Origin of the sequence: Brevundimonas sp. CEF1 (assembly GCF_051353055.1) — a bacterium.
Taxonomy (GTDB): domain Bacteria; phylum Pseudomonadota; class Alphaproteobacteria; order Caulobacterales; family Caulobacteraceae; genus Brevundimonas.
This window is the reverse complement of sequence record NZ_CP195593.1, coordinates 1,491,347-1,515,718: the sequence shown is the minus strand read 5'-3', so window position 1 is coordinate 1,515,718 and position 24,372 is coordinate 1,491,347. Positions and strand designations below refer to the sequence as shown.

The following is a 24,372-nucleotide window of genomic DNA, read 5'->3' as shown; positions in this document are numbered from 1 at the left end:
GCGCAAGGTGGATAATCATAGATCCTATCGCATCATTCAGATGTTAGATCGTATGCGACGTTCGCCCCCTATGCCTTCTCACGTCGCCGCCCAGCCCAGGCGCGACCACGCGGCCAAATAGCGCGTGCGTCCTTGACGTGTGCGCACTGGCGGGGCGTGACCTGTGGCCAGTCAGCAGGCTTGTTCACATGACGCCGTTCGCCCATAGTTCGCACCATGAACCGCGCCCTAGCCCTGATCGCCCTAGTAGCTGCCGGCTGCACTGAGGCGCCGCCCGACAAGTACGCGGGATACAGCGACACGCAGCGCCGCATTGCCGAAAGCGTGGAGCACGTCGAGTACGGCAACCCTCCCCCGCCTGCTGCGGCATGGTCCTACAGCGAGACTGCCGACCCCATGACAGACAGAGCGAGGCGGTACGCCTGCACGCTCTCAACCAATCGGGTCCGCCAGTCGTCACCCTATGCGGATGTGCAAGCGGAACTGTGTATCCGCGACATGCCTGGCGAAGGTCTCGACGCATATGTGACGCTGAAGGGTGACGGGCAAATCCTTTGCCGCTCATACGAACAATGCGCGATCCCCGTGCGTTTCGGCGACGGCCCGGCTCAGTCGTTCGGAGGCATTGGGGCCGGCGACGGCTCGACCAATATGTTCTTCTTCACCAATCCCGCCCGCCTGGTAGCAGGCGCGAAGGCAGCAGACGTTACGCGCGTTCAGGTCACGATCTATCGTGATGGTGATCAGGTGATTGAGTTTCCTACGGCCGGCCTAGAATGGCCCCGTCCGGCTGCGTGATCGCCATCCACGAAAAAAGGGCCGCCCATGACAGGCGCCCCCTAAACAGCTTCGATTGTAACCCTAGATCACGGCCCAGGTAGCGCCGCGCATATGGCCCAGAACGCCAGCACGGCGGCAGATCCCCATAGCATCAGGCGCCGCAGGTACGCCCCGTAAGGCCGCCGCGCCGAACCGTCTCGCTGGAGCCCCATGGCCGACGCCACGTTGACGGCGGGAGTCCATTCAATAGGCCCGCCACGGTATGACACGAACGCCCCGCCCAGGTCCGGCGACGTGAAGGCCGCCAGGTAACCATTGCCCTCGCGATAGGTGGCCGTGATCGGCAGGCCCGTTTGGCGTAGATCGGCCTCTACGGCGGCGCGGAACGCGTTGGGTGTCATGATGCAGCCGCTTGGGTTTCGACGGTGACACCCAGGGTCACGGCTACATATCGCGCATCACCAAAATGGGTCGCCTTGCATCCGCGCGCCTCCGCGTCTGGCGTAGGGATGGCGGCGCAATGGCCGGTCTCATTGGCGCAAATGTCCCATTTGCCATTGTTGACGATGAAACGCGGGAAGTGCTCGCGATTGTAATATTCGTGACGGCTCATGTCACCGACTCCAGTTGCGCCATGGCGCGGTTGATCGAGTTTTGCGCGGCCTCACCCATGGCCCAGGATGGCGACGCCATCTGCTCAGCAACGTCCCGTGCGCCAGCTAACCGCGCCGCCGCGATGTCGAGCGGGTCGAAACACGGCGCCGGTTCGCCGGTCACGCTGATCAGGTCCGGCTCATCGCACCACGTCAGGATTTCCGCGACGCGTTCGAGCGGCATGGCGAGGGCGCGAGCCGTCAGGCCCAGGCGCGCGGGTCTATCGTTACCGTCAGGCCCGGTGATCATGGGGGCGCTCATGCTGCAGCCCTCCTGCTGCGCGTCAGTTCAGCCCGGCGCGCGTCGTCATGGTTACGAGTCCAGCGCTTGACGACTTTGAGCGACACGGCGTCGTCGCCTTGCTCATAAATGCCCTGCAGCTCACGCAATAGCGGCGCATATTCGGCCGGCGTCGCGGCGCGCGTCATGGCGTACCAACCATGGCTGCAGGCCGAGTGTTGCCCGAAATGTGCGTAACACGTCGCCGTGTGTGGGTCTGACGTTCCGGGCAGTGTCGGAAACACGGCCGTGACGTGAACGGTGCCGCTTTCCCGGCTATTCCATTCGGCCCGAAAGATGACGGGCAGGGTTTCAGGGGCGCGGCTCATGACAGGTGCACCTTGCCGTCGTCGCCGAGGTACGCGTCTACGCCCTGATAGCGGCAGGCGGCGCTAAGACGCTCGCCCAGGGACTCGGCTTTCAGAACGTTGCGGGCGTCAACGGCGCGGCCCCATGCCACGCTGTCATGACAAGCGGCGACAATGGCGGCCGTCGCCTCTTCATATTCAGCCGAGTCAGGCTCGAGCGCGTCACGGTCCCAGAACCCGACGCCGTGCCCGTTACGCGTAAACCAATAGTCGCGGCCGGCCTGTTCCGCATCATAGTCGCGGGCGTATGCCTCGGCGAGCGCGGCGGCGTTGACGCGTTGGAAGGCTTCGCAATCCGCAATGATGCGGGCCAGGGCGCCCGGCGCCAGGTCACTGAAACCGAACGAGTCGCCGCCGACAAAATGCGACTCCATCGTCGCCGTGTTGATAGCAACGTCCGGCATGTTGCGGGCGCCGTCGCTTTCCTCGCAAAGCTGTTCCTCCTCCGTGAAAAACAGCGCCTCGATATAGCCCTGCGTGAAGGCGTCGAGACTGGCCCAGGCGAGCGGGCCTGTATTGGCGTTGTGGGAACCGATCGGCGCGACGACGGCGCCCGACGTGTTGAGTTGAAACTGCGGCATGATCACACCGCCTGCAGGACGCGGAAGCCGGCGGCTTCGATTGCTTGGGTCCAGTCACGGGAGTCCATGGCCGGCGCGGCGTCTGTGATCAGCTCATGATAGCCGCTGACCTGCAGGTCATGCTCCGAACGGCCTTCGGGCTCTTTGATCTTGGCAATAGCAGCCGCCACGGCCACCGAACGCTTGTCATAGCCGTACCCGTTGGCGTGACCGCGGACCATCTCGACGCCGATCAGGTGCACATAGGCATACAGGCGGCCGGCGCCGTCGCGCGGGTATTTGATGGCGACGGTTGCGACGCGCTCGCCCTCAAGATCCAGGATGACGAACGCCGAGACTTTAGAGAAGGCGGCGGCGTGTTGTTCGTAAATATCGGTCATGGGCTCGGTACTTTCCGATTGAAGCCCCGGCACAGCGCCAGAGCTGTCTGAATATCAGACACCGTCATCTGTCTGTCAAGCGGACACTTGGCAGGATGACCTAGCCGGCCGGCCGATAGATCGCCCGTTTCCGGTCGACGGCCGGGGTGACCGAGCCCTCCTCCCACGCGAGGAAACTCTGACGCGCCCAGAGCATTGATGCTCGGTCCGCCCAACCCTTCCGCCCGCGAAGAAAATCAGACTCGTGGCGACCTCGAGCGACCAGATAATCCAGGTGGGTTTTGCGGCGCGAAGAAACCGTGCTTGCGGAACACGTTCTTCGCGCGCACTAAGTGTCTGCAATACAGACACCGGCAGGCGGAGAAACCCATTGGCCACGCAGTACGCATCTCAGTCGGTCGCGGACATCGGCGAACGCCTTTTCGGAAGTGAATGGGGGGCGCCTATGTCCCGGCTTACCGGCATCAACCAAAGGACATTGCTGCGAGTTAAAGCCGCCGCAACGGAAGGGCGCGAGTATCCAGCGGCTAGAGCTGCCCTGGCTGAGCTATCCACCGGGTTGAACGGCCTAGCGGCGATTGCTGCGTCTGAGGCGAAGCGTTTGGGCGTGACAGCCAAGGAATAGAGGCCGTCGAACAAGCAAAAGCCCGCCTGCCACATTGGGACTCAGACGGGCTCAACGAGCCGAAGCTCAAGCCTTAGATGGTGTGGGCCATCCGTAATGCAAGCTGCGTGGTTAGTTCATCGTGTCGTTGCCGTCAGCCGTGGCGGCCATCTCCATAGCGACCGTGGACGCCATGATCGCTACAGCCTCATCGACCGTGGCCCGATCGACATGGTCAAACGCCTGCGGCGCAGCCTCGGCGAACGCGGCCAAGAAAAGGTCCGCGACCTCCTGATCGCTAAGATCCGCCCATGTGACTTTGGCCACCCGCATCTTCCGTTCGAGGAATACGCCGGTGGCTCGCAACGCTGTTCCCGTCGGACCTTGCAACAGCTCGTAGAATTCTTCGGTACTTTCGACAGTTCGCGTTTTACGCGGCATTGCCAGGCCCTCGGACATCGGGAGAAGCAGACTGGCACGGCGGTCTCGGGGTGAAAAGCCGCGACCGCAACACTACCTAACGCCAACGGTCTCCCTGGCTTGCTGAACTCTCCGGCTTAGAGCGGCCGAGGGGATCGCCCCTGTTGCTTCTTCGAGGAGATGGATTGAAGGGGCTGTACTGTCCTGCGGAGTCCCGACCGAAGCCGGGCTAACACCGAGCGGACGTGGTGGCGGCCATTACTGCCGGGCTAGGGCAGCGAATTTTGCTCGACGGCATCTAATACACCGAAAATGAGGTTCCGCTCAGCTTTGGCCGCCTCACGATGCGCTCTTATCGACGCCGTTAGAGCGATCTGTCGACCAATCAAGATGTCGATCCGTGCGGCCTCCTGCTGGAAGTCGCGTATATCGTAGCGCATTAACATCGGAGGGACTTTCGCAGATCCGAGAAGCGTTTCAATTCCATGTTCAACCGCGTGCGAGCGGGCCACGCCCTCACCCGCAGACCGTCCATCGCCGAGCACGACACCATCAGGATCGTTGTCGGCAGCCCCCCATTGCCCATGGGCTATATCGTTTCGTAGTTTGGCACCTTTTCGTACATCGTTGATCAGTGCATCCATCTCTTCGCGATATTTCAGAGATAGTCTTTTGTTTGAGGCGGCGGTCAAAAGGTGCCGGCGAGAGGATTCGTTCTCGACGGCATTGAACATTGCCACGCCGGCTGCCGCTTCGGCGCCGAGGATTTCCGCAAGCAAAATGCCCCAGCGGTGCTCAAGCTCAGACCACTTAATCACCACCACCATCATCGCCGCGCCAATTGCTGGTCGGTTCTCGATGGCTGCACTATTGAAGCGCACCAGCATGTATTTCCTTAAAAGCGGTTGTGGCATCGCCCGGAGCCTCTCACACATCACCTGATCGGCAAAATCGGAGCCGCCAGGCTAGATGACCACAAGCGCGGCGTCTGGTAGCGCCCGCTGCAGCTCCTTCGCGATCTCCCACGGCGCCGACATCCACATTTCGATCTCGCCAGGCTCCGTCAGGATCACCGGCATGGCCTTGGGGTGCACCGACTTCACCGGCTCGCTTGGCTCGGTCGTCAGGAAGGCGAACAGGTCGCAGGTCACGGGGCCGTCCTTTACCTTGCGCACGCACGTCCAGTCCTGGACGTGGACGCCGGCGAAGAAGGCGAGCGGCTCGGGATCATCGGCAGCCAGCTTGAACCAGACCGGCTGATAGCGGCCCTCGGCGTCCCTGCCCGGCTCGCTGAAGGCCGTGAACGGGACCAGGCAGCGGTTCTCCGGTTTCAGCCAGGGCTTCCAGTGCGATGATGATGTGTTGCGGACGTTCGTGGTCCCGCTGTCGGGCTGCAACTCCAGCAGTTTGGGGAAGTCCACGTCCTTTCCCTTAGCCCGCAGCTTGTCCGCCCTCTTGGTCGCGGCATCCATCAGCGCCTTGCGCGACGAGGGCATGCCCCAGCGCGCCGTCGTCATAATGCGATCCTCCCCCTCCCAGCGCACGATCGGCGCCGCGTAGTCAGGGTAGATGTCGCGCGGCTCCATGTTGCCGACATCCGAACGCATGGCGCGCGACAGGTCGAGGATCGCTTGGGGCCCGCTGCGCTGTCGGTAGAGATTGCACATGCCGGAACTCTCCCACGACAATCGCCGTTCATCAATCGCAGTGCCGGCTGTATGAGCGGTGGCCCGGCAATCGGCGCCGCTCTTCGTGGACCCCTCTCCTTGCCCCCGACCTCTCAGGCGGGGGCTTCTTTCTGTCAGTGATCGAAAGCGCCCTGCTCGATCAGTCCCTGAACGACCGTGTCTTCCAGAGAGGCCGCGACCTCACGCGCAAAAGCACGCTGAGCCTCATCCTCTCCGATGATCAATCTGGGCTGGCCCGTTCGATGCGTTGACAGCTTGAACGAGACTTCCCTCTGCCGCCCTGCCAGGCGTTCGATCCGCTCCAGCTTCACGCCCGCCTGTGCTCGAACAAGCTTCTTCATGGCATCCTCCTGATCAGGCGGATTCAGGACTGGCCGCAGGCTTTGGTTCCCCTGCCGGGCGATCATCCAAGTCGAAGCGGTACATGTGCGTGGCCTCGCGCGGCTTGCCTGACCGATCAGCACCGGGGGCCAGGCCATCCAACGGGACACCATCCCCAGGATAGGTCCACGCCATGCCCCCGGCGCCGCTCAGTTCAGCCCAACAGGCCTTCAGCGTTGCCGAGGCAGCCATCAACGGAAAGATCTGATCGCTGACGGGGTTCAGGCTCGCATGGATGCGGGTAACGCGGCGGTAGCAGTCCGCCACTTCGCGCAGATCGGCAGCGTCGATAGCACCTTTCTTGGACTGCCCCTTGTACCGGCTCACGGCCGTTTTCCGGCTGGGTAAGACATGCCAGAGCACAAGCCCGCGATGAAAGCCCTGTGCGCCTCGCGGTTTGTCAGGATCGCTCTCGCCTGTTCATCGCTGATCCGGGCCGAAGCCATGCGCTCCATGAGCCGATGCTGTTCGACGGGACGAGCCGGGAATTGTTCATGCTGCATTTCATCCTCCAAGGTTGCCGACCCGGAATGACCTCTAAGGCGCCGATTACGGCCACGCCTAGTGCAATGTTCATGCTTTGTTCGTTCTATCCACACAACTGATTCCACGATCAACAGTGGCCGCTAAGGCCGCGTGACCTGCTCTGACGGACAGCGTCGGCCAAAGACAGCGTAGCCCTAACTCGACATTAGCGAACGTCGTGATATGCCATGGTTATCGTTCGACGGAGGGTTGAACGGAAAACGATCCTGGGGGGATCTCATGAAAAAGACCGTTATCGCGGCCGCGCTCTGCGCTGGCCTAAGCCTCACCGCATGCACCACGACGGAGAAGGTCAGCGTCATGCAGCCGGGCGACCGCGCGATGAACTGCACGCAGCTCAAAGAAGAGTTCGCGAAACTCGACGCCATCAAGCGGGATGCGGACAGCGACAAGGGCGTAAACGGCGCCAACGTCGCCGCAGTGCTCCTGTTCTGGCCGGCCGCCGCCGGCAACTATCTGAACGCTCGTGATGCTCAACAGCTAGTCGAGCAGCGGCGCGTGCACCTCATGTCGTTCTATGACGCCAAGCAGTGCGACAACCCGGCCAACGCCAACCTTACCTTCCAGGTCCCGAGCTTCCTGCTGGCACCAATCGCAACCGGCGAGTGATCCACCACGACATCTTGACGGCAACGGCGGCTCCATCTGGGGTCGCCGTTTTCATTTGAACAGCAAAACGGCCCGGCGAGAACGTCCGGGGGGGGATCATTCTACAAGCCAGGCCGCTGATCCCCGAAGGAATGTGTTTAGGCTATGATGGGCGCGCGCCACCCGCAAGTTGCCGAGACACCGCCATGGACGACGACGAAATCGACGCCTCAGACGATCCGATCTACCGCGCGGGCGTTCTCATGGGTCGCAACCAGGCGCTGACGGACGTCATGGAGCGGCTGTTCTCGCCTGACGCCATGTCCCCAGACAAGACGGTTCGCGCGCTCCATGCATGGGTTCAGCAGACCATGGATGAGGTGCGGGTCGAGATGCAGCTAGTGTTCGCTGACTTGAGCGCTGACGATGACGAAGACGATGAGGATGAGGACTGACAGCAAAAACCCCGCCCTTTCGGACGGGGTGATAGCGAGGGGGCTTCGGAAGTTCAGGAGGGGATTTCCTGCCCCTTGCCACGATTGGCCTCCTGCGGATCGCCCTCCGAAACCGTGTCGGCTCGTATCTTGGTCAAGTTGCCGTTTTCGTCCGAGAGGAAGTCAGCAGACTGCTTGTCGCCGCTCTGATCCAGCGTGGTTTCGCGAGCGGCCTGCTTCTGCAGACTGTCTTCGCCTTGCCCCAGGCGGCCTTGATCCACCTTCCCGGGCGGAGCCCGGTTTGGATCACGGTCGGGGTCGGGTCGGGTATCAGTCATAACTCAGCCCTCAGCTTCCGGTGCCGAAGCCGCCGGGCCCACCCGCGCCGGCCGCACCATCGCCGCCGCTTGCCGGCACCGGATCACCCTTGCCGGGCTGACGCTGGGCTTGGTCTCGAAGGTTCTCCCGCTGCTGTGGGTTCTCATCAGGCTGTGGCGTCGTGGCGTTCGGATCTTGCTCTTGATCGCGCTCTGGTTGGACGTCGGTCATATCGGCCTCTCTGATTTTGGTTACAGGAAACCAGGCGTTCGGGTGCAGGGCCGTTCCTAAGGCCGCGCTACACGATATTGTTGAAACGCCTGACGGAACTGGCAGGTCATCCAAGCCCTCTGACGGGTCGTATCGGCGACAGGCTCAGGGCTTGCTCCGAGGCCTGCGCCCGACCGCAGTTTCCGAGTTCAGTATCAAAGTGACCCGTACTTCTCGCGTATCCGACCTCCGCCAGCTCCAGCGCAACGCCGAGAACATGGCCAGGCTTTCACCCTTCAAAGCTGATCGGGATAGGTTCGGACGGATCGCTGAGCGGTATCGCGAAGAGGCGGACTCGCTGGAACGGGACAGCAAAAACCACGCTCGGTGAGATCAAGCGGGGCGCTGCCCCCGTTATCCACAGGCCCTATGTCATTTCGCGTCGGATAAGGGACTGGGTTGCACTTGCGCCGCAGCACGGCTCTGCGTCTACTGCGCGTGCTGCTTTCGTTCTCATTCACATACAAGACGAACAGCAGTCGAGCAGAGGGGACTGATTACCAGTCGAGCGCCCCTCTGCCCGTCCATCTGCAACGGCCATTGGCCATCACGAGGTGTCACGCACTCATGTCTGAAAACACGGACTCGGTCCAGAAAAATCCCGCCGCCAACGCTCAGCCGAGGCTCGACCTCATTCCACACGACTACCGTGGCGAGATCATCGCCCAGCGCGCTACGGACGGCTACATTAACGCGACGGCGATGTGCAAGGCTGCCGGCAAGGCCTTTGCTGACTATGAGCGCTTGACCTCTACCCAAGAGTTCTTGGTCGAACTCTCGGGGTCCATGGGAATTCCCATAGACCTCCTAGTTTCCAAAAACATGGTCGGTCCGAACGAGCTGCGAGGGACATGGGTTCACCCTCAGGTATCCACCCATTTGGCCCAATGGGCATCGGCACGATTTGCGGTCATGGTTTCGCGCTGGGTTCTAGATTGGATGACAGGCGCCGACCGCGCAGAGCGCGCCTGGCGAATTTTCAATGAGCGTCTGGATCTAATCCACGACCGAGTCCCGATGGGTTATTTTTGCGTGTTCCGGGAAACAGCGGATCTGTATGCAGCCCTGATTCGCGGCGGGATTAACCCCGGCCTCAAAATCCTAATCGACATAAGTGTGGGGAAGGTTTGGGCCCGTCATTGGCGCGCTGAAAAGCTAGCGGAACAGTTTGGTTCTGAGCTTCGCTTTGAACACTTTTATCCCGGCTTCTATGCTCAGGCGATCTCTAACCCTCAAACACCCCTCTGCTACCATGAGGATAGCTGGCCGGCATTCCGGCGTTGGCTGCGAGACATCTACATTCCGACCAAACTGCCGGAATACCTGAAACGCCTCGTGGCCAAGAACGCTATCAGCGCCTCGGAAGCCAGCGGAGCCATTGCGGCCCTCGAACAGCGTGATCGCGTTCGTTCGATTCCAACGGCCGCCTAACCACCAGGGGAGGCTTCGGCCTCTCCGCCCTTTGGCAGCCCGTTGAGTATCCGGCAGCGCTTGAGCAACTGGTTCCGACGTCTGCCCGAAAGAACGATTTCAGTGCAAACGGCAATTGTTACGGCACCGGCGGCTAAGAAACCTATTTCAACGCTCACGCTGAGCCGGATCGTCGAATATACGGCTGCGACCCCAGCAACCGAGCAAATGAGGCTAGAAATGCCGTAGTAGTAAGTAAGGCCTTGGAACCAATACCCTGCGCGCTCAAGGTCTTCCTGCCACAGATCTACCTTCGGCTGATCTACCAATCGGACATCGTGTTCGATGGTGTCCAAATGGTAGGCGCCATCGGTGTAATTCCAATGCATGATCGACCCAACGATTAGCGCGATTGCCGCTACAAATAGCGGAGCCCCTGCAGCTGCCGTGCTAGGCCCATCACCAAAGACGAGCATGGCCGCCGGAAGCGCGCCTATCGCGCCCAAAACCTGTTGGATGCGCTGCCCCTCCAGTTCTTTGAACTCTGCTGCGTTCATCACTCCTCCCCCGAGGTTATCCGCCATCAACGGCTAGTCGACGTACCGGCCTGCCGCCAGTTCAACTTCATACTGCGCAATCAGCTTGTCCAAGGTGGCGATGCGGTTCTCGTATTCGGCAACTGCCTTCACCGCGTCAGCGGGTGAGGTCATTGGCACCAACTCGACGCCGCTGATCATCGCGTGCAGCGCTGCTCGCGCTGCGTCCCTGTCGGCTTTGAGTTCGTTGACGTAAGCGAGGATGGCCGATTTCGACCCCGCTACGCGGCTTGGCTCTGTCATCGCTCTAAGTCTTTCGCCGCTCTCAAGCTCAGCAGCCACCTGACCACCCCAACGGCAACCAACGCCACGCCGATCACCATTGCCGTCACCACAAGCCATTCCGGCCACGGGCGCCAGATCACCTTCTTCGGCCACGCCAGGATGATCACGAGCGCGCCGGTCGCGATCCAATCGAACGGCTTCGACTGCGCGATGTGCTGAAGCAGGCTCTTCGCCTCGCGTTGGAGGAGCTTGCGGTTCATCCCCGCCCGACCAGCACCATGCCGAGGACGATCAATCCGATCAGCACCAGCATCCCAAGGACAGCCATGGCGGCCTTGCCCTGCTCGCGCAGCGACCGCGCGTCTGCCTCGCGATCCAGGTAGAAAAGGCCCTCCCCCGCCGGCACGATCACCTTGTGCTTGATCAGGGCGTTCACCGTGGAGCGCGGGTGCTTCGGCGGCAACGGAATCGCGGTCTCAGCACTGAACGCTCCGGCCTTCTCGAAGTGCTGGATCATCCGCTTGCGCATCACAGCGGCCATGATGGCGACGTTAGTGGCTGCGTTTGCTGCGACGTTCATCATTCGCCCTTCCGGCCCCCGCCCTTGTTGTCCCGTGCAGGCGGCCGCGCCCTGGACATGAGCTCCCTCCCGAGCGCTTCCATATCCAGCGGCGGGATGGGCAAGTCGTCCCGCGGCTCCAGCGCATCGGCCAGGAGCTTATCCAACTCGTCCAGCTCTTCGTTCTCGTCGTTCTCGTCGGTCATCGGTCCCTCCCCCGAGACTGCGAATAGCATCTTCGATGCGATGCCACCCGTCAAACGGCCCATAGCGCCGCCGGCTTGGTCTCTTACGTCCAGGACCGACGGAAGACGCTCCATTCATCACGCACGAATAAAATTGAGACATACTAAATAAACAAATGTCACGTTTAAATAGACTTAAATAATCATTGACGCAAATAGGCGATTTCTGAGACTATCAGATTACCGCAACAGCAGTTGTGGGCGCGTTCGAAGACGCGATGGAGGATTTAGTGGCTGACTCTATGGTCGGGTGCTGGTGTGGGGCTTTGCCCGCTGCCTTTCCTCGGCAGTCTTCGAACACGCTAGCGCCCGGCCACCAGGTTCGAAGACTGATGGTCGGCTTTCAAAACGAGGAAGTCATGATCATTCAAAACTCAAGCAAGTCCTGGGCCGAACAGAATGCCGAAGGCGATGACGAAGCAACCCGACTGATCACGGAAGCTCGTGACACGGAAAACCCTATGCTGCTCATCGGTCGCCTCAGAGCGATGTCCGAGAACGGAATGACACTGGGCCACACGACTGGGTTTGTTTTCCGCCTTGCAGAGGCGGCAATGAAAGGAATCTGAGATGGCAAAACCTCCTGCGCCACCGCCACCGTGCTTTATCAGGTTGCCGGAGGTGGCGAGGCGCACGGGGGTTTGCGGGCGGCAAATCTATCGCTGGATCGGTGCCGGCACCTTTCCGAAACAGATACGCGTTTCATACAAAGTATCTGTCTGGATTGAAGCCGAGGTCGAGGAGTGGCTGCGCCTTTGCCTGAACGCTCGGGCACCTCGATGTCAACGCTATCGCAGCCAGACTAGACCACCTGCATGGTGACCCCCATGCGGGCCCGAAATGGAATGACAGAGCCTCCGCTACGACATCGCCTCATAAGGATATCAGAGGTGCTTACGCGCGTGGGGGTCGCTCGGAGCACCTTGTATCGGTGGATCCAGGAGGGATTTTTTCCTCGACAGAGTCGCATTTCGCACCGTGTTGCGGTGTGGCTCGAGGCCGATGTTGAGGAGTGGATTCTCAGCAAGCGACCCTCGCAAGGCCAGCACCAGATTGCACCCAAATCATCCTCGGGACCGACTAGCCGATGGCCGCCTTGAACGCGCCGCTGTTGCGTCCGACGAAGTTCAGGAAGGTACGTTCGCCGGCCTCCGTGGACAGCGCCTTGTCCAGCATGTCGCCCGGATCGAAGACGTTGGTCACCTTGACGCTGCCGCCACCGCCGCCCAGGCCGCCATTCGCGCGGTGACGGGGGTCGTCCTCGGTCAGGACCTCCTCGTTGCGGAGCAGGATGGCCGGGACCTCGTCAGGCGCCAGGCCCGCGATGCCGCCCGCATGATAACGCATAGCGCCGACGAAATCCCAAGGGCCGACCGTTCGTAGCCCACCGCCGCTGTTCACCGGGCCGCCGGTGTGTTTGGTCGGCGCACTCACAAGTCCCGCGATAAAGCCGCCGAGACCGCCTTGCCCGCCACCAGCCGATCCACCGCCGACCATGTTTAGGATGACCTGCTGCATGATCATGTTCGCGATCTGGCGCAGGAAGTCGGCTGCGAACTGCAGGAAGGCGTCCCGAAGCGATCCGAAGAGGTTGCCCGTATCGACAAGGTTCTGAGCGAACTGATCGAGGGCCGATGTCGCAGTGCCCGCGAAAGCATCGTTGATCTGTTTACCCGTGACGATGGCGGTCCCGCCGGTTCCCTTTATCCGCCGCTCAACCCCATCCAGTGCCAAGAGTGCTGCCTGGGCTTCGGGGCCGCCTGTCGCGATCCAAAACTCGCGCATGCGCTGGATCGCTGTAAGCAGGGCTGTATTAACCCCTTCCAACTGTATCTGCAGGCTGGCTGCGCCGGCCGTGTCGCCCGTCTCCTGCGCGAACAGAATCTGGCGTTGCAGTTCGGCGCGCTGCTGTTCGAGCGCCGTGACGCCCTCTTCCAGTTCCTTCTGGCGACGCTTGGACGCCTCCAGGTCGTAGTTCTGGCCCAGGATCTGAGCATAGGTCGCACGTTGGTCCTCCGTCGCGCCTGCCAGGTCCTCGGTGAGTTTGCGCTGGATGAAGGCGTCGCGCGTCTCGATCTCACCCTTGGCCGTCGCCAGGTCGAGCCGAGCTTGGTCGATGATCTTGATCGCCTCGCGCGCCTTGCCCTCATCATACAGGCGCGTGACGCCTTCCTCGATGGTGTCGCGCTGCGCCTGCGTCAGTTCGAGCCCGACGGCGGCGGCGCCCAGTTCAGCGTCGCGCATCGCCTTCATCACCAACTGGCGACGCTCGGTCTCATCCATCAGCGAAATCTGGAAGGCGCGCGCGTCGTTCTCTTCTAGCAGCGAGGCCACGAACTTCGCTTGCTCGTCCGCCTTGCGACGGGTGTCGTCCGCTCCGCTGCGGTCGGCCTTGGGCGACGAGGTGTTCGCATTGGCCGGCGGCCGGGTGGTAGTGTCAGCGGCGGTTCGTGGGCGCGTCAGTTCGCTGGTGCCGTTGATCAGGCTCATGCCGGCGAGGCGGGTTTCGCCCAGTGCGATGACGCCGCGATCCTGCTGGATGGAGCGGGCGACCTGATCTGCCCCTAGCCGGTTACCTTGCGCTCGCAGTCGGGCTTCGGTAGCCGAGTTCTGCGCGACGCGGGCGTAGGCTTTCGAGACGTCATCATTGACTACGTCAACCGATGCGCTGCGGGCGCCCGGCAGCGCCGACGTGATCTCCGCCAGTTTACTGGCGATCCAGTTCAGTTCGCCCTTTAGCTTCGACCAGTCGATGAAGTTCACGAAGTCGACGAAGCCGCCCCAGGCGTTCTTCAGGTTTTCGAGCGTCCGCTTCCAGGGACCATCCATGTCATCCGAAATCGCGCCGTACTTCTTGGCGAAGATCTCGAACGCGTAGGTGCGCGCCTCGGCGTCCTTCTTGGACTCCTTCAGCTTCTCGATGTGCTTGCGCTCGGACTCCGTCAGGAACCCGACTTCGTCGTCGAGCGCCATCACGGCATCGGCGTTGCCGGTGAACGCGGTCGTCACCTTCTCGGCGGCGTCGGCCATGTCGATCTTCAACACCTTGGCGGTGTCGACCGTGGCCTTGGCGAACCGATCCAGATAGGCGGGGTCAACCGCCTTCTGGACGAACAGCGACACGGCGGCGTTCGCCTCGTCGGCCTTGACGTCGAGCCCCTGCATCTCGTTGGCGACCCGAGCCAGTTGCGGGGCCGTGTAGGACGCGGCGTTGCCGGAGCGCTTCAGCAGCGTCTCCATGGCCGACAGACGTGCGGCTTCGTTGTTGGCCTTGTTCATGGCCGAGATGAACGGGGCGACGGCGGCGGCCACGAGCGCGATGGCCGGGGCCATGCGCAGGATCGTCATGGTGGCCTTCGGGAACAGCTGCGCGATCTGGCCGCCCTGCTGCGCGAACGCCTGCATTACGGGCGTGCCGCTGCCGATCTGTGTGACCAGGTCGTTCACCTGGTAGCCCAGGTTCTGCATCTCGTAGGGACGCAGGCCGAGCGGTCCGCGCTGGTTTCGGGTCGCGTATGCGTCGGTGACCTTGCCAGCGAGACCTGCGTCCCTACGAGATGCAGAACCTGCCGAGCGCGCGGCGGCGGCCTGACGGTGCATCACGTCGACCAGTCGGTTGCCCTGCCCCACGGCGTTGCGCTGCGCAGCCGTAAGCTGGTCGACGCCGGTCCGCATATTGTCGATGGCGCCGTCGGTGCGACGGGCTTCGCCGCCGATGTTCGCCAGCTTGGCCTCGAACGCCGCCAGCCCGCCGCCGGCCTGACTGAACCGGCTGACGCCAGCGCGGGCGTTGTCGAGTTCGATCTTGGTGCGGCGGGCTTCCTCGCGCGCGCGCTCGAAGTTCTCGGCCAGTTGCTCTGGGGCTTCGACGACCTCGGAAGACCACGACCAGTTCTCGATCTGCTTCAACTGGCGGCCGAACTTCGTGGCCTCGGCCGTGGCCTTGGCGTAGGCGGCGGCGGCTTCCTCGGCGGCCTTGTCTGCGGCAGCGCGACCGGCACGGCGAGCCTGCGTCGCCTGTGCAGCCGTGGCGAACCGGCGCATCGCGGCCTCGGCCTTCTTGAGGCCCGGTCCAGTGTTGTCGACCGCAGATACCTTCAGCTTGACGTCGCGGTTATTCGCCATGGGTCAAGCTCCTTCCAGGTTCAGTTGCCGCCAGAACTCGGCTTCCATGTCGTCGGCAATGCCGGGCGACACTTCGTCGATGACGCGGCGGAACAGCGTGTCGACGGACAGGCCGTAGACCAGCCACAGGTTGTCGTTGATCTTCTTGGCCTTGAACGAACCTGCGGGGGCGCCACCGTCCGTGCGGATTGCGAGCCCTTTATTGTTCGACTCCGACGCGCCGGAGCGCAGCTTCATGATGAAGCCGCGCCGAAGATATTTCGCGTGACCGGGCTTCACCGTCACACGGACACCGCGCGCCTTGGAGCCGCCGCTATAATAGCGGGCCAGCGACGTAGGCCGGCGTCGGGCGGTTATGTCGCGCTCAAGGTTGCCTGCTGACGCCGCCTTCGACAGCTGCAGGCGTCCGTCGGCGCCCGTCAGGTAACCGGCTGGTAGATTTGCGTGGTTGCGGATGGCGCGGCCTGACGCAGTGCGCCCCTTCGCCGATGCATAGTTGACGGCGCGCATGGCGGCCTTACGGACCTGCCCCGGCACCTTGTCAGCCAGGTCGAGGTCCAGTCCCTCGACCACGTAGACGTATTGGACGTCGTCAGTCATTTCCGGCTCCCGTCATCGGGTGTGGCCAGGCGCCCTTGGCGTATCGGCGGACGACCTCCAGCGCTTTTTTTACGACGCGGTCCGACGTGAAGGTCAGGCCGACGATGGCGTCGATCAGGTCGAGGCTGTGACCGATGCTGATGTCGATCAGGTCCTCCCACTGGTCGGGCACACCGGCAGCGCGGGCGATGATGCGGGCCACCAGTTCCGGCACCGCCTCCAGCAGGTCACCGGCCATTTCGGAGACGGCGTCTGCGCCGAAGCCGGACGACCGGGCCTGCGTGTAGACGGCCGCCAGAGCCACGCCGCCATCGTCCCGCATCACTGCAGCGATGTCGGCGAGGCTCAGGCCGCGAACGACGAAGGCGATCTCCACACCCTCGTCGTCCTGGCCGACCACGATCCGCTTGGTGCTGATCATGCTGGCGGCGCTCATGCGGTGCCCCCCACGTCAGTGATGGCGAGCGTCGCCGCGGCAGTGACGCTCTCACCGGCGGCGAGAATCGCTAGTTGTTCCGTCAGGAAGGCCTTGTCAGCGGGGCTGTCGGCAATCGCCGTGGCCGCCATGATGATTGCGAAGGCGTCCGTGAACGGGCCGGCAGCGGCCAAGCGGGCGTACGCCCCACTGATTGCTTGATTTAGGGCAGCTTCCCGGCCCTGGGGCAGATCGAATCCGCCGCCAGGCCGCCTGACAACGAACTGGTCGATCACGCGCCCAAACTCATGGGCGTGCGGAACGGCCCACTCCACGAGGAAGCGCACGGCCTCGCTTGGCGAATCAAAGCTCGTGGGATCGGTTGAGGCTGCCATATCGTCTCCACAGGATTTCCTGAGGACGGTGCGGCAAACGGCTGTAACCGCTTACCCCATCGGGCAACGGTCTCGGTTACAGCGGATCATTGGTGGTACCTGCGATTGCAGCGCTCTCACTGCCTGCCGCTGGTGGCGACTCGGTGGCGACTCAAGGGGCAGAAGCCTCTCGCAATTGCGCGCTAAGTCATTGAATTCCATGGTCGGGGCGAGAGGATTCGAACCTCCGACCCTCTGGTCCCAAACCAGATGCGCTACCAGGCTGCGCTACACCCCGATCCGATGGAGCGCCCTCATGGCACGGGCGGCGTCGCACCGCAACGCATTGAACGCCTTAATCTCCGTCAGGGACGAAAGAAGCTGTGGCGAACCTGGTCGCCGGGCTTGGCGCCGATCTCGTCGGCCCGGCCGGCGCGCAGCTCCAGCACGCCGTTGGCCGCGCCGTTCGACGGCAGGGGCGTTTCCGAATAGGGCGTGGCGTGGCTGGCGATCGAGACGATGCGCCCCTGCGGGTCGATGTAGAGGATGTCCAGCGAGCTGGGCGTGTTCTTCATCCAGAAGCTCTGCTCGCTGGCCGCCGGGAACTGGAACAGCATCCCCCGGTCGTCGTCCAGCGGCGGGCGATACATCAGGCCGCGCTCGCGCTCGGCGTCGTCGTCGGCGATCTCAACCATGAACCTGTGCTCGCCCGAAGAGGTCACGATGCTCAGCGGCTCCAACGGCTGGCCCGCCGCATCCACCGGCCCCTTGGGCGCACAGGCCGAGGCCGCGAGCGCGAAGGCGACGGCCAGCAACATACGACGCGAGAAACCCATGACTTCGCCCCCTCAAGGGCGAAAACCTATTCGCCCGGTCTGATCTCGGCGACCACCAGGCCCTTGGGCCCATCGGCGAACCGCACCTGCACCGCGTCGCCGGGCACCAGATCATCCAGCCCGCAGCGCCGCAGCGTCTCCACATGGACAAAGATATCGCCGGCCGCGCCGTCGCGCACCACGAATCCATAGCCCTTGGTGCGATTGAACCATTTGACGACGGCCGTCTCCAGCGGCCCGCCGCCAGTCAGTTCCGGGATCGCGCGCGGCGAAGTCGATCGCGGGGCCTCGCGGCGGATCGGCAGGGGCGCGCCCTGCCCCAGGTCGAGCACGCGCACGACCTGCCAGCCCTTGGCCCGACGCGCGCATTCGCAGGTGATGGCGGCGCCCTCGGCGGCGGCTTCGTGACCCCCGTCGCGCAGGCTGCTGACGTGCAGCAGCACGTCCTTCAACTCGGTCAGGTCGGGCTCATCGGGCACAATGAAGCCATAGCCCTTGCCCGGATCGAACCATTTCACCGTGCCGGCGATCAGAACGACGTCCGGCGCTTCAATCTCATCGTAGTCCGACAACTCACAAACCCCCGCCTGCAAAGCGTGCAGAGGCTATGATTAACACGGTTCTGTGAGGTCCTGAAAAACAAAAATGACGATTTTAAGCCCATCAATCGACAAAAGCGCACATTTCGCCCTGAGGGGCGATTTCGGCTCACGATGTGGGGGATAGCTCCGCGTGGCAGTCCCTAGGGGAGTCGAACCCCTCTTTTCAGGTTGAAAACCTGACGTCCTAACCGATAGACGAAGGGACCGCTGCGCGGAGGAGCGGTCTGATACCCCCGCCCCCCGGATGTTGCAAGCCTGTTTTTCAACTTTCCGAACAAAGACTTCGCAGTCGTGTATCGCACACGAAATCAGCCCTCGGCGGGCGGATGCAGGCTGTCGATGTCAGGGAAAAGAATAGCTCCGCGTGGCAGTCCCTAGGGGAGTCGAACCCCTCTTTTCAGGTTGAAAACCTGACGTCCTAACCGATAGACGAAGGGACCGCTGCGCGGAGGACCGGGGTAATAGCCGTCGATTCCGCCGCTTGCAAGCGCCTGCTGTGCAGTTTGTGCGACTTTTTCAAAGACCTGCGCTCGGCAACGCCCAAACCTCAGGCCATGCGCGGGTCGGCCACGTCCTCGATCTCGAACTGCACCCCGCGACGACCGTTCCAGTCGTCGGCCTTCAGCCGTCCGACCAGGTTCAACCCGCCCTGCCCCGCCAGCAGCGCCTTGCCGCCGGGCAGGTCGGCGCAGCGCCAGGCGATGGCCCGCACCGAGGCCCCGTCCGGCCCGACCAAGCGGCAGCGCACATGGCCGCCGTTCATGGCGACCGGCTCGCGCGCCTGAACCCCTTGCAAGGCGAACAGAGGCTCGGGATTGGCGGGACCATAGGGGGCCAGTTGCTCGAAGGCCTCGAACAGGTCCCGCGTCGCCGCGCGCGGATCGATCAGGGCGTCCACCTCGACCCAGTCCTGGGCCACGGCCTCGGCCCGCTCGCCCGACAGGCGGTCGTTGAGGAAGCCCCTCAGTTCGTCGATGCGGTCGGCGGCGACCGTCAGGCCCGCCGCCATGGCGTGCCCGCCCCCGGCGATCAGCACGCCCTCGTTCCACGCCGCCTGAACAGCCCGCCCCAGGTTCATGCCCGGCTGCGACCGACCCGAACCCTTGCCCACGCCGTTGACGGCGTCCACCCCGATGACGATGACCGGCTTCCTCCAGCGTTCACGCAGACGCCCGGCCACGATGCCGACCACGCCGGGATGCCAGTCCTCGCCCGCGATCACGACCATCGCAGAATCGTCGTTGTGCGCGCCTGTGGCCTCGACGCGGCGCACCGCCTGTTCCGTCACTTGGGCCTCGACCTCGCGCCGGGCGATGTTCAGGCCATCCAGTTCCTGGGCCAACATCTTCGCCTCGTCGACGTCGTCGGTGGACAGCAGGCGCGCTCCCAGATCCGACTTGCCGATCCGTCCGCCCGCATTGATGCGCGGCCCCAGGATGAAGCCCGCGTGATTGGACTTGGCCGGCCCCGGCTCGGCCCCGGCGGCGGCCAACAGGGCCTTCAGCCCCGGGTTCTTCCAGTCCGACATGACCTTCAGGCCCAGACTGGTCAGGGCCCGGTTGAAACCCGTCAGGCCGGTCACGTCGCAGATGGCGCCCATGGCGGCCAGATCCAGCCATTGGCGGATGTCGGGTTCGCGCTTGCCCTCAAACAGCCCCCTTGCCCGCGCCTCGCGGTTCAGCGCCGCCAGAAGGACGAAGACCACCCCCGCCGCCGCCAGATTGCCCTGGCCCGAAGTGCAGCCCGGTCGGTTCGGATTGACCACGGCCAGACAGGCCGGCGGCTCCTCGCGCATCATGTGGTGGTCGATGACCACGACCTTCAGCCCGATGGCGGCGGCATGGGCCACCGCCTCATTGGCCGCCGCCCCGCAGTCGACGGTGATGACCAGGTCTGCGCCCCGCGCCTTCAGCGTGTCGAACGCTCGCGCGCTGGGGCCATAGCCCTCGGTCAAACGGTCGGGCACATAGATGGGCAGGTCCGCGCCCAGGGTGCGGAACCAGCGCACCAGCAGGGCCGCGCTGGACGCGCCGTCCACGTCATAGTCGGCGAAGACATGGATGCTGCTGCCCGCCTGCAATGCGTCGATGATGGCGGTCGCCGCCGTATCCATGTCCATGAAGCTGGACGGATCGGGGAACAGGGCCCGCAGCGTCGGGGTCAGGAAGTTCTGCCCCTGATCCGCCGCCACCCCGCGCGCCGCCAGGGCCCGCGCCATGGGCTCGTCCAGATCCAGGGCCTGCATATGGGCGCGGATGGTCGCCGCCTCGGCCGGACGCTGTCGCCAGGCGCGGCCCGACAGCGAGCGCGAAACGCCGAGGAAGGCGGGACTGTTTCCACCGTCAGCCATGAGGAATCCTTGTCAGCCCGGCCATCATTCCGGGATTCTGTCGGCCAGGCGACGCGACGACGGTCAGGGGCGCGGGCGGTCGATCGGCGGCGGCGCGGCGGCGCGACGACGCAAGGCCTCGGCGAAGGCTTCGACCTCCTGCGGCGTCTGGGCGCCGATCGGGGCCATGCGGGCCGGATCAAAGCGTTGCTGGATCGATTCGACAAAGGCCGTCGGGTCGCTGTCCATCGTCCAGTCGATGCCGGCCACCTGGGTCGCCAGCCTGGAGCTGTCAGCATTCAGCGCGCCGACGTTCGCAGCGATCTGGGCCGGCTGCGGCAGGTCCGTCGGCGTGGCCGGGAAATCGGCCCAGCGCGGGTATTGCCGGTGCGCGTCCACCAGTTCCTGCACCCTTGGCGCGACGGGCGAGGTCATATCCGTCTGCGGGTCGAACGAGCCGACGCAGCCGCCGGTCAGCAACAGCAGGCCGGTCATCGCCGGCAGGATCGTCTTTTTCGACAGGAACACGTTCATCTCGACCCCGGTCATATGCCATCATCGCGCCCGGAGGAAGGCTCGCGACCTTGCGCGCGCCGGTTACCGGAGGTTCGCCCATGGCCAAGCGCCCGACCAAGGCTCCCCCCGCCCCGCTGCCCGCCGCAGCGGCGCCGCGCAAATCGGGGCGCCCGACCTCGGCTAAACCGCGCGCCAAGAAGGCCGCGCCCCCGCCCGAGGCCGCCGCCGGATCGCCTACCGCACAGACCCAGACGCCCCCGCCGCCTCAGCCCGAGGCCGCCGATCCCTTCGCCTTCGGCGCCGATCAGCGGCAGTTGCTGGAAACCCTGTCGCTGAACCTGGCCAAGGCCGCCATGACGGCCCAGTCGGCCATCGCCGAGGCGGCGCTGTCGCAGGCCGACCGCCCCGCCGCCCTTTCGCCCGATCCGTTCAACGTGGCCCCGGCCATGACCTCGGTCATGACCAGCCTGGCCGCCCGCCCCGAAAAGCTGTTCCAGGCCCAAGCCGACCTGTTCGGCCGCTATATGGATCTGTGGTCCACGACCGCCCGGCGCGCCATGGGCGAGGAGGTCGCCCCCGCCCCCTCGACCGACAAACGTTTCCGCGACCCGGCCTGGAGCGAGAACCCCGTCTTCGACGTCATGCGTCAGTCCTATCTGGTCACCTCGGACTGGATGAACGGCCTGGTCGCAAGCGTCGACGACGTCGATCCGCGGGTGAAGCGCAAGGCCGAGTTCTTCACCAAGCTGCTGACCGACGCCTTCTCGCCCTCCAACTTCCTGGCCTCCAACCCGGCGGCGCTGAAGGCCCTGGCGGACACCGGCGGCGAGTCCCTGGTCAAGGGCGTGCAGAACTTCGCCGCCGACCTGGAACGCGGCAACGGCAAGCTCAAAATCAGCCAGGCCGACTATGGTCAGTTCAAGGTGGGTGAAAACGTCGCCACCGCCCCCGGCCAGGTGGTCTGGCGCGACGAGCTGTTCGAACTGATCCAGTTCGACGCCGCCACCGACGCCCAGCACGCCGTCCCGCTGCTGATCTTCCCGCCGTGGATCAACAAGTTCTACATCATGGACCTGCAGCCGGCGAACTCGCTGATCCGCTGGCTGTCGGCCCAGGGCTTCACCGTCTTCGTCTGCTCCTGGGTCAACCCGGATCAGGACAAGGCCGGGTTCGGCTTCGAGGAATACCTGCACAAGGGCGTCTATCGCGCCGTCGAAAAGACCCTGGAGCAGACCAGCCAGAAACAGCTGAACGCCGTCGGCTACTGCATCGGCGGCACCCTGCTCGGCTCGGCCCTGGCCCACATGGCGGCCAACAAGGACACGCGCGTCGCCTCCGCCACCTTCTTCGCGGCCCAGCACGACTTCGCCGAGGCCGGCGACCTGCTGCTGTTCACCGACGAGCACTGGCTGGCCGAGATCGAGCAACAGATGGACGCCGCCGGTGGCGTCCTGCCCGGCGCCGCCATGGCCGACACCTTCAACGCCCTGCGCGCCAACGACCTGATCTGGTCCTTCTTCGTGTCCAACTACCTGATGGGCAAGGCGCCGCCGGCCTTCGACCTTCTGTTCTGGAACGCTGACCAGACGCGGATGCCCAAACGCCTGCACCTCGACTACCTGCGCCAGATGTATGGCCAAAACGCCCTGGCCCAGGGCCAGTTCGAGATCGGCGGCCAGCCCATCGACCTGGCCACCGTCAGGACGCCCCTCTACTTCCTGGCCAGCCGCGAGGACCACATCGCCCCGATGAACTCGGTCTATCGCTCGGCGCGGCTTTTCGGCGGCCCGGTGACCTACACCCTGGCCGGTTCGGGCCACATCGCCGGGGTCATCAACCCGCCCGCCGCCAACAAATACCAGCACTGGACCAACCCCGCCCTTCCCGAGACGCTCGCGGAATGGCAAGCGGGCGCACAACAGCATCCCGGCAGTTGGTGGACCCACTGGGCCGCCTGGCTGCGTGAAAGATCGGGCGATCAGATCCCCGCCCGTGACCCCAAGACCGGCCCGCTCAAGCCCCTTGAACCGGCCCCCGGCGCCTATGTGAAAGTGAAGTCTTGAAGCGTATCGAACCCAACCTGCTGCTGGCCCTGGCCACCGCCGTCCCACTCGCCCTTCTGGTCGCCACCGCCAGCCTGTTCGGCGAGCCCGGCAATACGCTGAAGTATGTCCTGATGGCGGTGTTGTGCAGCATCATGTTCGTGGTGCTGAACGGCGTGCTGGCCAAGCGCATGGGCACGCAGCGTCCGCCGATGATCCATCCCGAGGCCGCCTCGACCGCCGTCTGGGCCAGCCTCTTCCCCCTGCTGCTAATCCTGGCCGCCGCCATCCCGGTCTTCTTCCCCGGCTTCGACTACGGCCTGCTGATCGTCATCGGCTCGATCTGGTTCGGCGTGACGGTGGAATCCGCTCTCAAGGCCCGTCGGGCGGGATGAAGGCGCCTATCGTCGGCGCCCTGGCCGGCCTCCTGCTGACCGCCGACGCGGCCTCGGCCCAGGACAAGCCCATCCAGGCCGACAAGATCATTCTCGTCGGCGACTCCACCATGGCGGTCGGCAGCGGCTGGGGCGGCGCCTTTTGCGACCGCCACGTCCTGTCGGCCCTGGCCTGCGTCAACATGGGCCGTCAGGGGCGCAGCACCTCGACCTATCGCGCCGAAGGCTCATGGGATCTGGCGCTAAACGAGATGACGACGCCCGGCTATCAGTCGGTCTGGGTGCTGATCCAGTTCGGCCACAACGACCAGCCCGGCAAACGCAGCTCCACCGACCTGGCGACCGAGTTTCCCGCCAACCTGCGCGCCTATGTGGCCGAGGCCCGCGCTCGCGGCGCCCGCCCTGTTCTGTTGACGCCCCTCGCCCGCCGCCACTTCAAGGACGGCCGGCTTCAGAATACGCTCGCCCCCTGGGCCGACGCGGTCCGCGCCGTCGCCGCCGAGACCGACACGCCTCTGATCGATCTGAACGCCAGCAGCGCCGACCTTGTCCAGCGCCTCGGCGCGATGGAGGCCGCCCGCCTGTCGCCAGGCTCGCCTCCGCCGTCCTTCGAGGCGGATTTGCGCGCCGGAAACACCCCGCCGACGCCGCCGGCCGCAACGCCGCCCCCGCTGCCTCACGGTCATCATGTCGAGGACTTCGACTACACCCACCTGGGCCCCGAAGGCGCAGCCGTCATCGCCGCTCTGGTCACGCGCGACCTGATCCCCGTCGCGCCGGACCTGGCCCCGCGCCTCGTCCCCTGAGCCGCC

The 24,372-nt window shown here is 64.2% G+C and carries 35 protein-coding genes and 3 tRNA genes; 10 read left to right on the top strand and 28 right to left on the bottom strand.

The annotated features are described in order from the left end of the window. Positions 1–216: 216 nt before the first annotated feature. Positions 217–798, top strand: a complete 582-nt coding sequence (locus tag ACR9FL_RS07915; RefSeq protein WP_436357945.1) for a hypothetical protein — start codon at positions 217–219, stop codon at positions 796–798. Positions 799–1,177: 379 nt separating this feature from the next. Here the strand turns inward: ACR9FL_RS07915 and ACR9FL_RS07910 are convergent, their stop codons facing one another. The 10 genes from ACR9FL_RS07910 to ACR9FL_RS07865 form a co-directional block, all read right to left on the bottom strand. Beyond that, complete coding sequence (locus ACR9FL_RS07910) at positions 1,178–1,393, bottom strand: hypothetical protein (protein WP_436357944.1); 216 nt, start codon at positions 1,391–1,393, stop codon at positions 1,178–1,180. Beyond that, positions 1,390–1,695, bottom strand: a complete 306-nt coding sequence (locus ACR9FL_RS07905) for a hypothetical protein (protein ID WP_436357943.1) — start codon at positions 1,693–1,695, stop codon at positions 1,390–1,392. Before ACR9FL_RS07905 ends, ACR9FL_RS07910 begins: the two co-directional genes overlap by 4 nt. Next, a complete protein-coding gene (locus tag ACR9FL_RS07900) occupies positions 1,692–2,042 on the bottom strand; it encodes a hypothetical protein (RefSeq protein ID WP_436357942.1) in 351 nt (116 codons plus the stop codon). The genes ACR9FL_RS07905 and ACR9FL_RS07900 overlap by 4 nt, the downstream gene beginning before the upstream one ends. Then, on the bottom strand, positions 2,039–2,662 hold the full coding sequence (locus tag ACR9FL_RS07895; protein ID WP_436357941.1) for a hypothetical protein: 624 nt from the start codon (positions 2,660–2,662) through the stop codon (positions 2,039–2,041). The genes ACR9FL_RS07900 and ACR9FL_RS07895 overlap by 4 nt, the downstream gene beginning before the upstream one ends. A gap of 2 nt (positions 2,663–2,664) precedes the next feature. After that, entirely contained in the window at positions 2,665–3,042 is a 378-nt protein-coding gene (locus tag ACR9FL_RS07890; protein WP_436357940.1) for a hypothetical protein, read from the bottom strand. A gap of 736 nt (positions 3,043–3,778) precedes the next feature. Beyond that, positions 3,779–4,105 carry a hypothetical protein gene (locus ACR9FL_RS07885; RefSeq protein ID WP_436357939.1) on the bottom strand — a complete coding sequence of 109 codons (327 nt, stop codon included), beginning with the start codon at positions 4,103–4,105 and terminating at the stop codon, positions 3,779–3,781. 230 nt (positions 4,106–4,335) lie between these two features. Then, on the bottom strand, positions 4,336–4,953 hold the full coding sequence (locus ACR9FL_RS07880) for a hypothetical protein (RefSeq protein ID WP_436357938.1): 618 nt from the start codon (positions 4,951–4,953) through the stop codon (positions 4,336–4,338). A 78-nt stretch (positions 4,954–5,031) separates the two neighbouring features. Then, positions 5,032–5,733, bottom strand: a complete 702-nt coding sequence (locus ACR9FL_RS07875) for an SOS response-associated peptidase family protein (RefSeq protein ID WP_436357937.1) — start codon at positions 5,731–5,733, stop codon at positions 5,032–5,034. A gap of 134 nt (positions 5,734–5,867) precedes the next feature. Beyond that, positions 5,868–6,095, bottom strand: a complete 228-nt coding sequence (locus ACR9FL_RS07870; RefSeq protein WP_436357936.1) for a hypothetical protein — start codon at positions 6,093–6,095, stop codon at positions 5,868–5,870. Between the two features lie 13 nt (positions 6,096–6,108). After that, complete coding sequence (locus ACR9FL_RS07865) at positions 6,109–6,462, bottom strand: hypothetical protein (protein WP_436357935.1); 354 nt, start codon at positions 6,460–6,462, stop codon at positions 6,109–6,111. A gap of 438 nt (positions 6,463–6,900) precedes the next feature. Here ACR9FL_RS07865 and ACR9FL_RS07860 point away from each other — a divergent pair, with 438 nt between their 5' ends. Together ACR9FL_RS07860 and ACR9FL_RS07855 are read left to right on the top strand one after the other, a co-directional pair. Then, the gene (locus ACR9FL_RS07860; RefSeq protein ID WP_436357934.1) at positions 6,901–7,290 is read left to right on the top strand and encodes a hypothetical protein; all 390 of its coding nucleotides are present in this window, start codon (positions 6,901–6,903) and stop codon (positions 7,288–7,290) included. Positions 7,291–7,475: 185 nt separating this feature from the next. After that, the gene (locus ACR9FL_RS07855) at positions 7,476–7,724 is read left to right on the top strand and encodes a hypothetical protein (RefSeq protein WP_436357933.1); all 249 of its coding nucleotides are present in this window, start codon (positions 7,476–7,478) and stop codon (positions 7,722–7,724) included. 53 nt (positions 7,725–7,777) lie between these two features. On the opposite strand, the gene ACR9FL_RS07850 is transcribed toward ACR9FL_RS07855, so the two are convergent. Together ACR9FL_RS07850 and ACR9FL_RS07845 are read right to left on the bottom strand one after the other, a co-directional pair. After that, positions 7,778–8,041 carry a hypothetical protein gene (locus ACR9FL_RS07850; protein ID WP_436357932.1) on the bottom strand — a complete coding sequence of 88 codons (264 nt, stop codon included), beginning with the start codon at positions 8,039–8,041 and terminating at the stop codon, positions 7,778–7,780. Positions 8,042–8,051: 10 nt separating this feature from the next. Next, the gene (locus ACR9FL_RS07845; protein WP_436357931.1) at positions 8,052–8,252 is read right to left on the bottom strand and encodes a hypothetical protein; all 201 of its coding nucleotides are present in this window, start codon (positions 8,250–8,252) and stop codon (positions 8,052–8,054) included. 606 nt (positions 8,253–8,858) lie between these two features. Between ACR9FL_RS07845 and ACR9FL_RS07840 the strand changes: the two genes are divergently transcribed. Then, positions 8,859–9,722 carry a KilA-N domain-containing protein gene (locus tag ACR9FL_RS07840; protein WP_436357930.1) on the top strand — a complete coding sequence of 288 codons (864 nt, stop codon included), beginning with the start codon at positions 8,859–8,861 and terminating at the stop codon, positions 9,720–9,722. Here ACR9FL_RS07840 and ACR9FL_RS07835 read toward each other — a convergent pair. From ACR9FL_RS07835 to ACR9FL_RS07815, 5 genes are read right to left on the bottom strand one after another with little or no spacing between them, the layout of a single operon-like run. Then, a complete protein-coding gene (locus tag ACR9FL_RS07835; RefSeq protein WP_436357929.1) occupies positions 9,719–10,258 on the bottom strand; it encodes a hypothetical protein in 540 nt (179 codons plus the stop codon). The genes ACR9FL_RS07840 and ACR9FL_RS07835 overlap by 4 nt on opposite strands. Positions 10,259–10,291: 33 nt before the next feature. Then, positions 10,292–10,540 carry a hypothetical protein gene (locus tag ACR9FL_RS07830; RefSeq protein WP_436357928.1) on the bottom strand — a complete coding sequence of 83 codons (249 nt, stop codon included), beginning with the start codon at positions 10,538–10,540 and terminating at the stop codon, positions 10,292–10,294. Continuing rightward, positions 10,537–10,782, bottom strand: coding sequence for a hypothetical protein (locus ACR9FL_RS07825; RefSeq protein WP_436357927.1), 246 nt, complete (start codon positions 10,780–10,782; stop codon positions 10,537–10,539). Before ACR9FL_RS07825 ends, ACR9FL_RS07830 begins: the two co-directional genes overlap by 4 nt. Continuing rightward, a complete protein-coding gene (locus ACR9FL_RS07820) occupies positions 10,779–11,105 on the bottom strand; it encodes a hypothetical protein (protein ID WP_436357926.1) in 327 nt (108 codons plus the stop codon). Before ACR9FL_RS07820 ends, ACR9FL_RS07825 begins: the two co-directional genes overlap by 4 nt. After that, positions 11,102–11,287, bottom strand: coding sequence for a hypothetical protein (locus ACR9FL_RS07815; RefSeq protein WP_436357925.1), 186 nt, complete (start codon positions 11,285–11,287; stop codon positions 11,102–11,104). The genes ACR9FL_RS07820 and ACR9FL_RS07815 overlap by 4 nt, the downstream gene beginning before the upstream one ends. Before the next feature lie 398 nt (positions 11,288–11,685). On the opposite strand from ACR9FL_RS07815, the gene ACR9FL_RS07810 reads away from it, so the two are divergent. Genes ACR9FL_RS07810 through ACR9FL_RS07800 form a run of 3 tightly spaced genes read left to right on the top strand, consistent with a single transcriptional unit; the run spans position 11,686 to position 12,426 of the window. Continuing rightward, entirely contained in the window at positions 11,686–11,895 is a 210-nt protein-coding gene (locus ACR9FL_RS07810; RefSeq protein ID WP_436357924.1) for a hypothetical protein, read from the top strand. Between the two features lies 1 nt (position 11,896). Beyond that, positions 11,897–12,148: a helix-turn-helix transcriptional regulator gene (locus ACR9FL_RS07805; RefSeq protein ID WP_436357923.1), complete on the top strand. Its 252-nt coding sequence runs from the start codon at positions 11,897–11,899 to the stop codon at positions 12,146–12,148. Further along, on the top strand, positions 12,142–12,426 hold the full coding sequence (locus tag ACR9FL_RS07800) for a helix-turn-helix transcriptional regulator (RefSeq protein WP_436357922.1): 285 nt from the start codon (positions 12,142–12,144) through the stop codon (positions 12,424–12,426). Before ACR9FL_RS07805 ends, ACR9FL_RS07800 begins: the two co-directional genes overlap by 7 nt. Here the strand turns inward: ACR9FL_RS07800 and ACR9FL_RS07795 are convergent. From ACR9FL_RS07795 to ACR9FL_RS07745, 11 genes are all read right to left on the bottom strand, one after another. Then, entirely contained in the window at positions 12,407–15,370 is a 2,964-nt protein-coding gene (locus ACR9FL_RS07795) for a phage tail length tape measure family protein (protein ID WP_436357921.1), read from the bottom strand. The two genes, ACR9FL_RS07800 and ACR9FL_RS07795, sit on opposite strands and share 20 nt — an antisense overlap. A gap of 84 nt (positions 15,371–15,454) precedes the next feature. Beyond that, a complete protein-coding gene (locus ACR9FL_RS07790) occupies positions 15,455–16,051 on the bottom strand; it encodes a hypothetical protein (RefSeq protein WP_436357920.1) in 597 nt (198 codons plus the stop codon). Then, positions 16,044–16,487, bottom strand: coding sequence for a phage pre-tape measure protein (locus ACR9FL_RS07785; RefSeq protein WP_436357919.1), 444 nt, complete (start codon positions 16,485–16,487; stop codon positions 16,044–16,046). Before ACR9FL_RS07785 ends, ACR9FL_RS07790 begins: the two co-directional genes overlap by 8 nt. Continuing rightward, positions 16,484–16,861 (bottom strand): hypothetical protein, encoded by a 378-nt coding sequence (locus ACR9FL_RS07780; RefSeq protein ID WP_436357918.1) that lies wholly within the window; start codon positions 16,859–16,861, stop codon positions 16,484–16,486. The genes ACR9FL_RS07785 and ACR9FL_RS07780 overlap by 4 nt, the downstream gene beginning before the upstream one ends. 200 nt (positions 16,862–17,061) lie before the next feature. Further along, positions 17,062–17,138, bottom strand: a tRNA-Pro gene (locus ACR9FL_RS07775). A 67-nt stretch (positions 17,139–17,205) separates the two neighbouring features. Beyond that, a complete protein-coding gene (locus ACR9FL_RS07770; protein ID WP_436357917.1) occupies positions 17,206–17,676 on the bottom strand; it encodes a DUF192 domain-containing protein in 471 nt (156 codons plus the stop codon). Positions 17,677–17,702: 26 nt separating this feature from the next. Next, complete coding sequence (locus ACR9FL_RS07765) at positions 17,703–18,248, bottom strand: cold-shock protein (protein WP_436357916.1); 546 nt, start codon at positions 18,246–18,248, stop codon at positions 17,703–17,705. Positions 18,249–18,409: 161 nt separating this feature from the next. Continuing rightward, positions 18,410–18,484, bottom strand: a tRNA-Glu gene (locus ACR9FL_RS07760). 159 nt (positions 18,485–18,643) lie between these two features. Then, positions 18,644–18,718: transfer RNA gene (locus ACR9FL_RS07755), tRNA-Glu, on the bottom strand. Positions 18,719–18,825: 107 nt separating this feature from the next. Further along, positions 18,826–20,628, bottom strand: a complete 1,803-nt coding sequence (gene recJ / locus ACR9FL_RS07750; protein ID WP_436357915.1) for a single-stranded-DNA-specific exonuclease RecJ — start codon at positions 20,626–20,628, stop codon at positions 18,826–18,828. Positions 20,629–20,691: 63 nt separating this feature from the next. Then, a complete protein-coding gene (locus ACR9FL_RS07745; protein ID WP_296172207.1) occupies positions 20,692–21,156 on the bottom strand; it encodes a hypothetical protein in 465 nt (154 codons plus the stop codon). 65 nt (positions 21,157–21,221) lie between these two features. On the opposite strand from ACR9FL_RS07745, the gene phaC reads away from it, so the two are divergent. Genes phaC through ACR9FL_RS07730 form a run of 3 tightly spaced genes read left to right on the top strand, consistent with a single transcriptional unit; the run spans position 21,222 to position 24,366 of the window. After that, entirely contained in the window at positions 21,222–23,186 is a 1,965-nt protein-coding gene (gene phaC, locus ACR9FL_RS07740; protein ID WP_436357914.1) for a class I poly(R)-hydroxyalkanoic acid synthase, read from the top strand. Further along, positions 23,183–23,560 (top strand): hypothetical protein, encoded by a 378-nt coding sequence (locus tag ACR9FL_RS07735; RefSeq protein ID WP_436357913.1) that lies wholly within the window; start codon positions 23,183–23,185, stop codon positions 23,558–23,560. Before phaC ends, ACR9FL_RS07735 begins: the two co-directional genes overlap by 4 nt. Continuing rightward, positions 23,557–24,366 (top strand): rhamnogalacturonan acetylesterase, encoded by an 810-nt coding sequence (locus ACR9FL_RS07730; RefSeq protein ID WP_436357912.1) that lies wholly within the window; start codon positions 23,557–23,559, stop codon positions 24,364–24,366. The genes ACR9FL_RS07735 and ACR9FL_RS07730 overlap by 4 nt, the downstream gene beginning before the upstream one ends. The last annotated feature ends 6 nt before the right edge of the window (positions 24,367–24,372 follow it).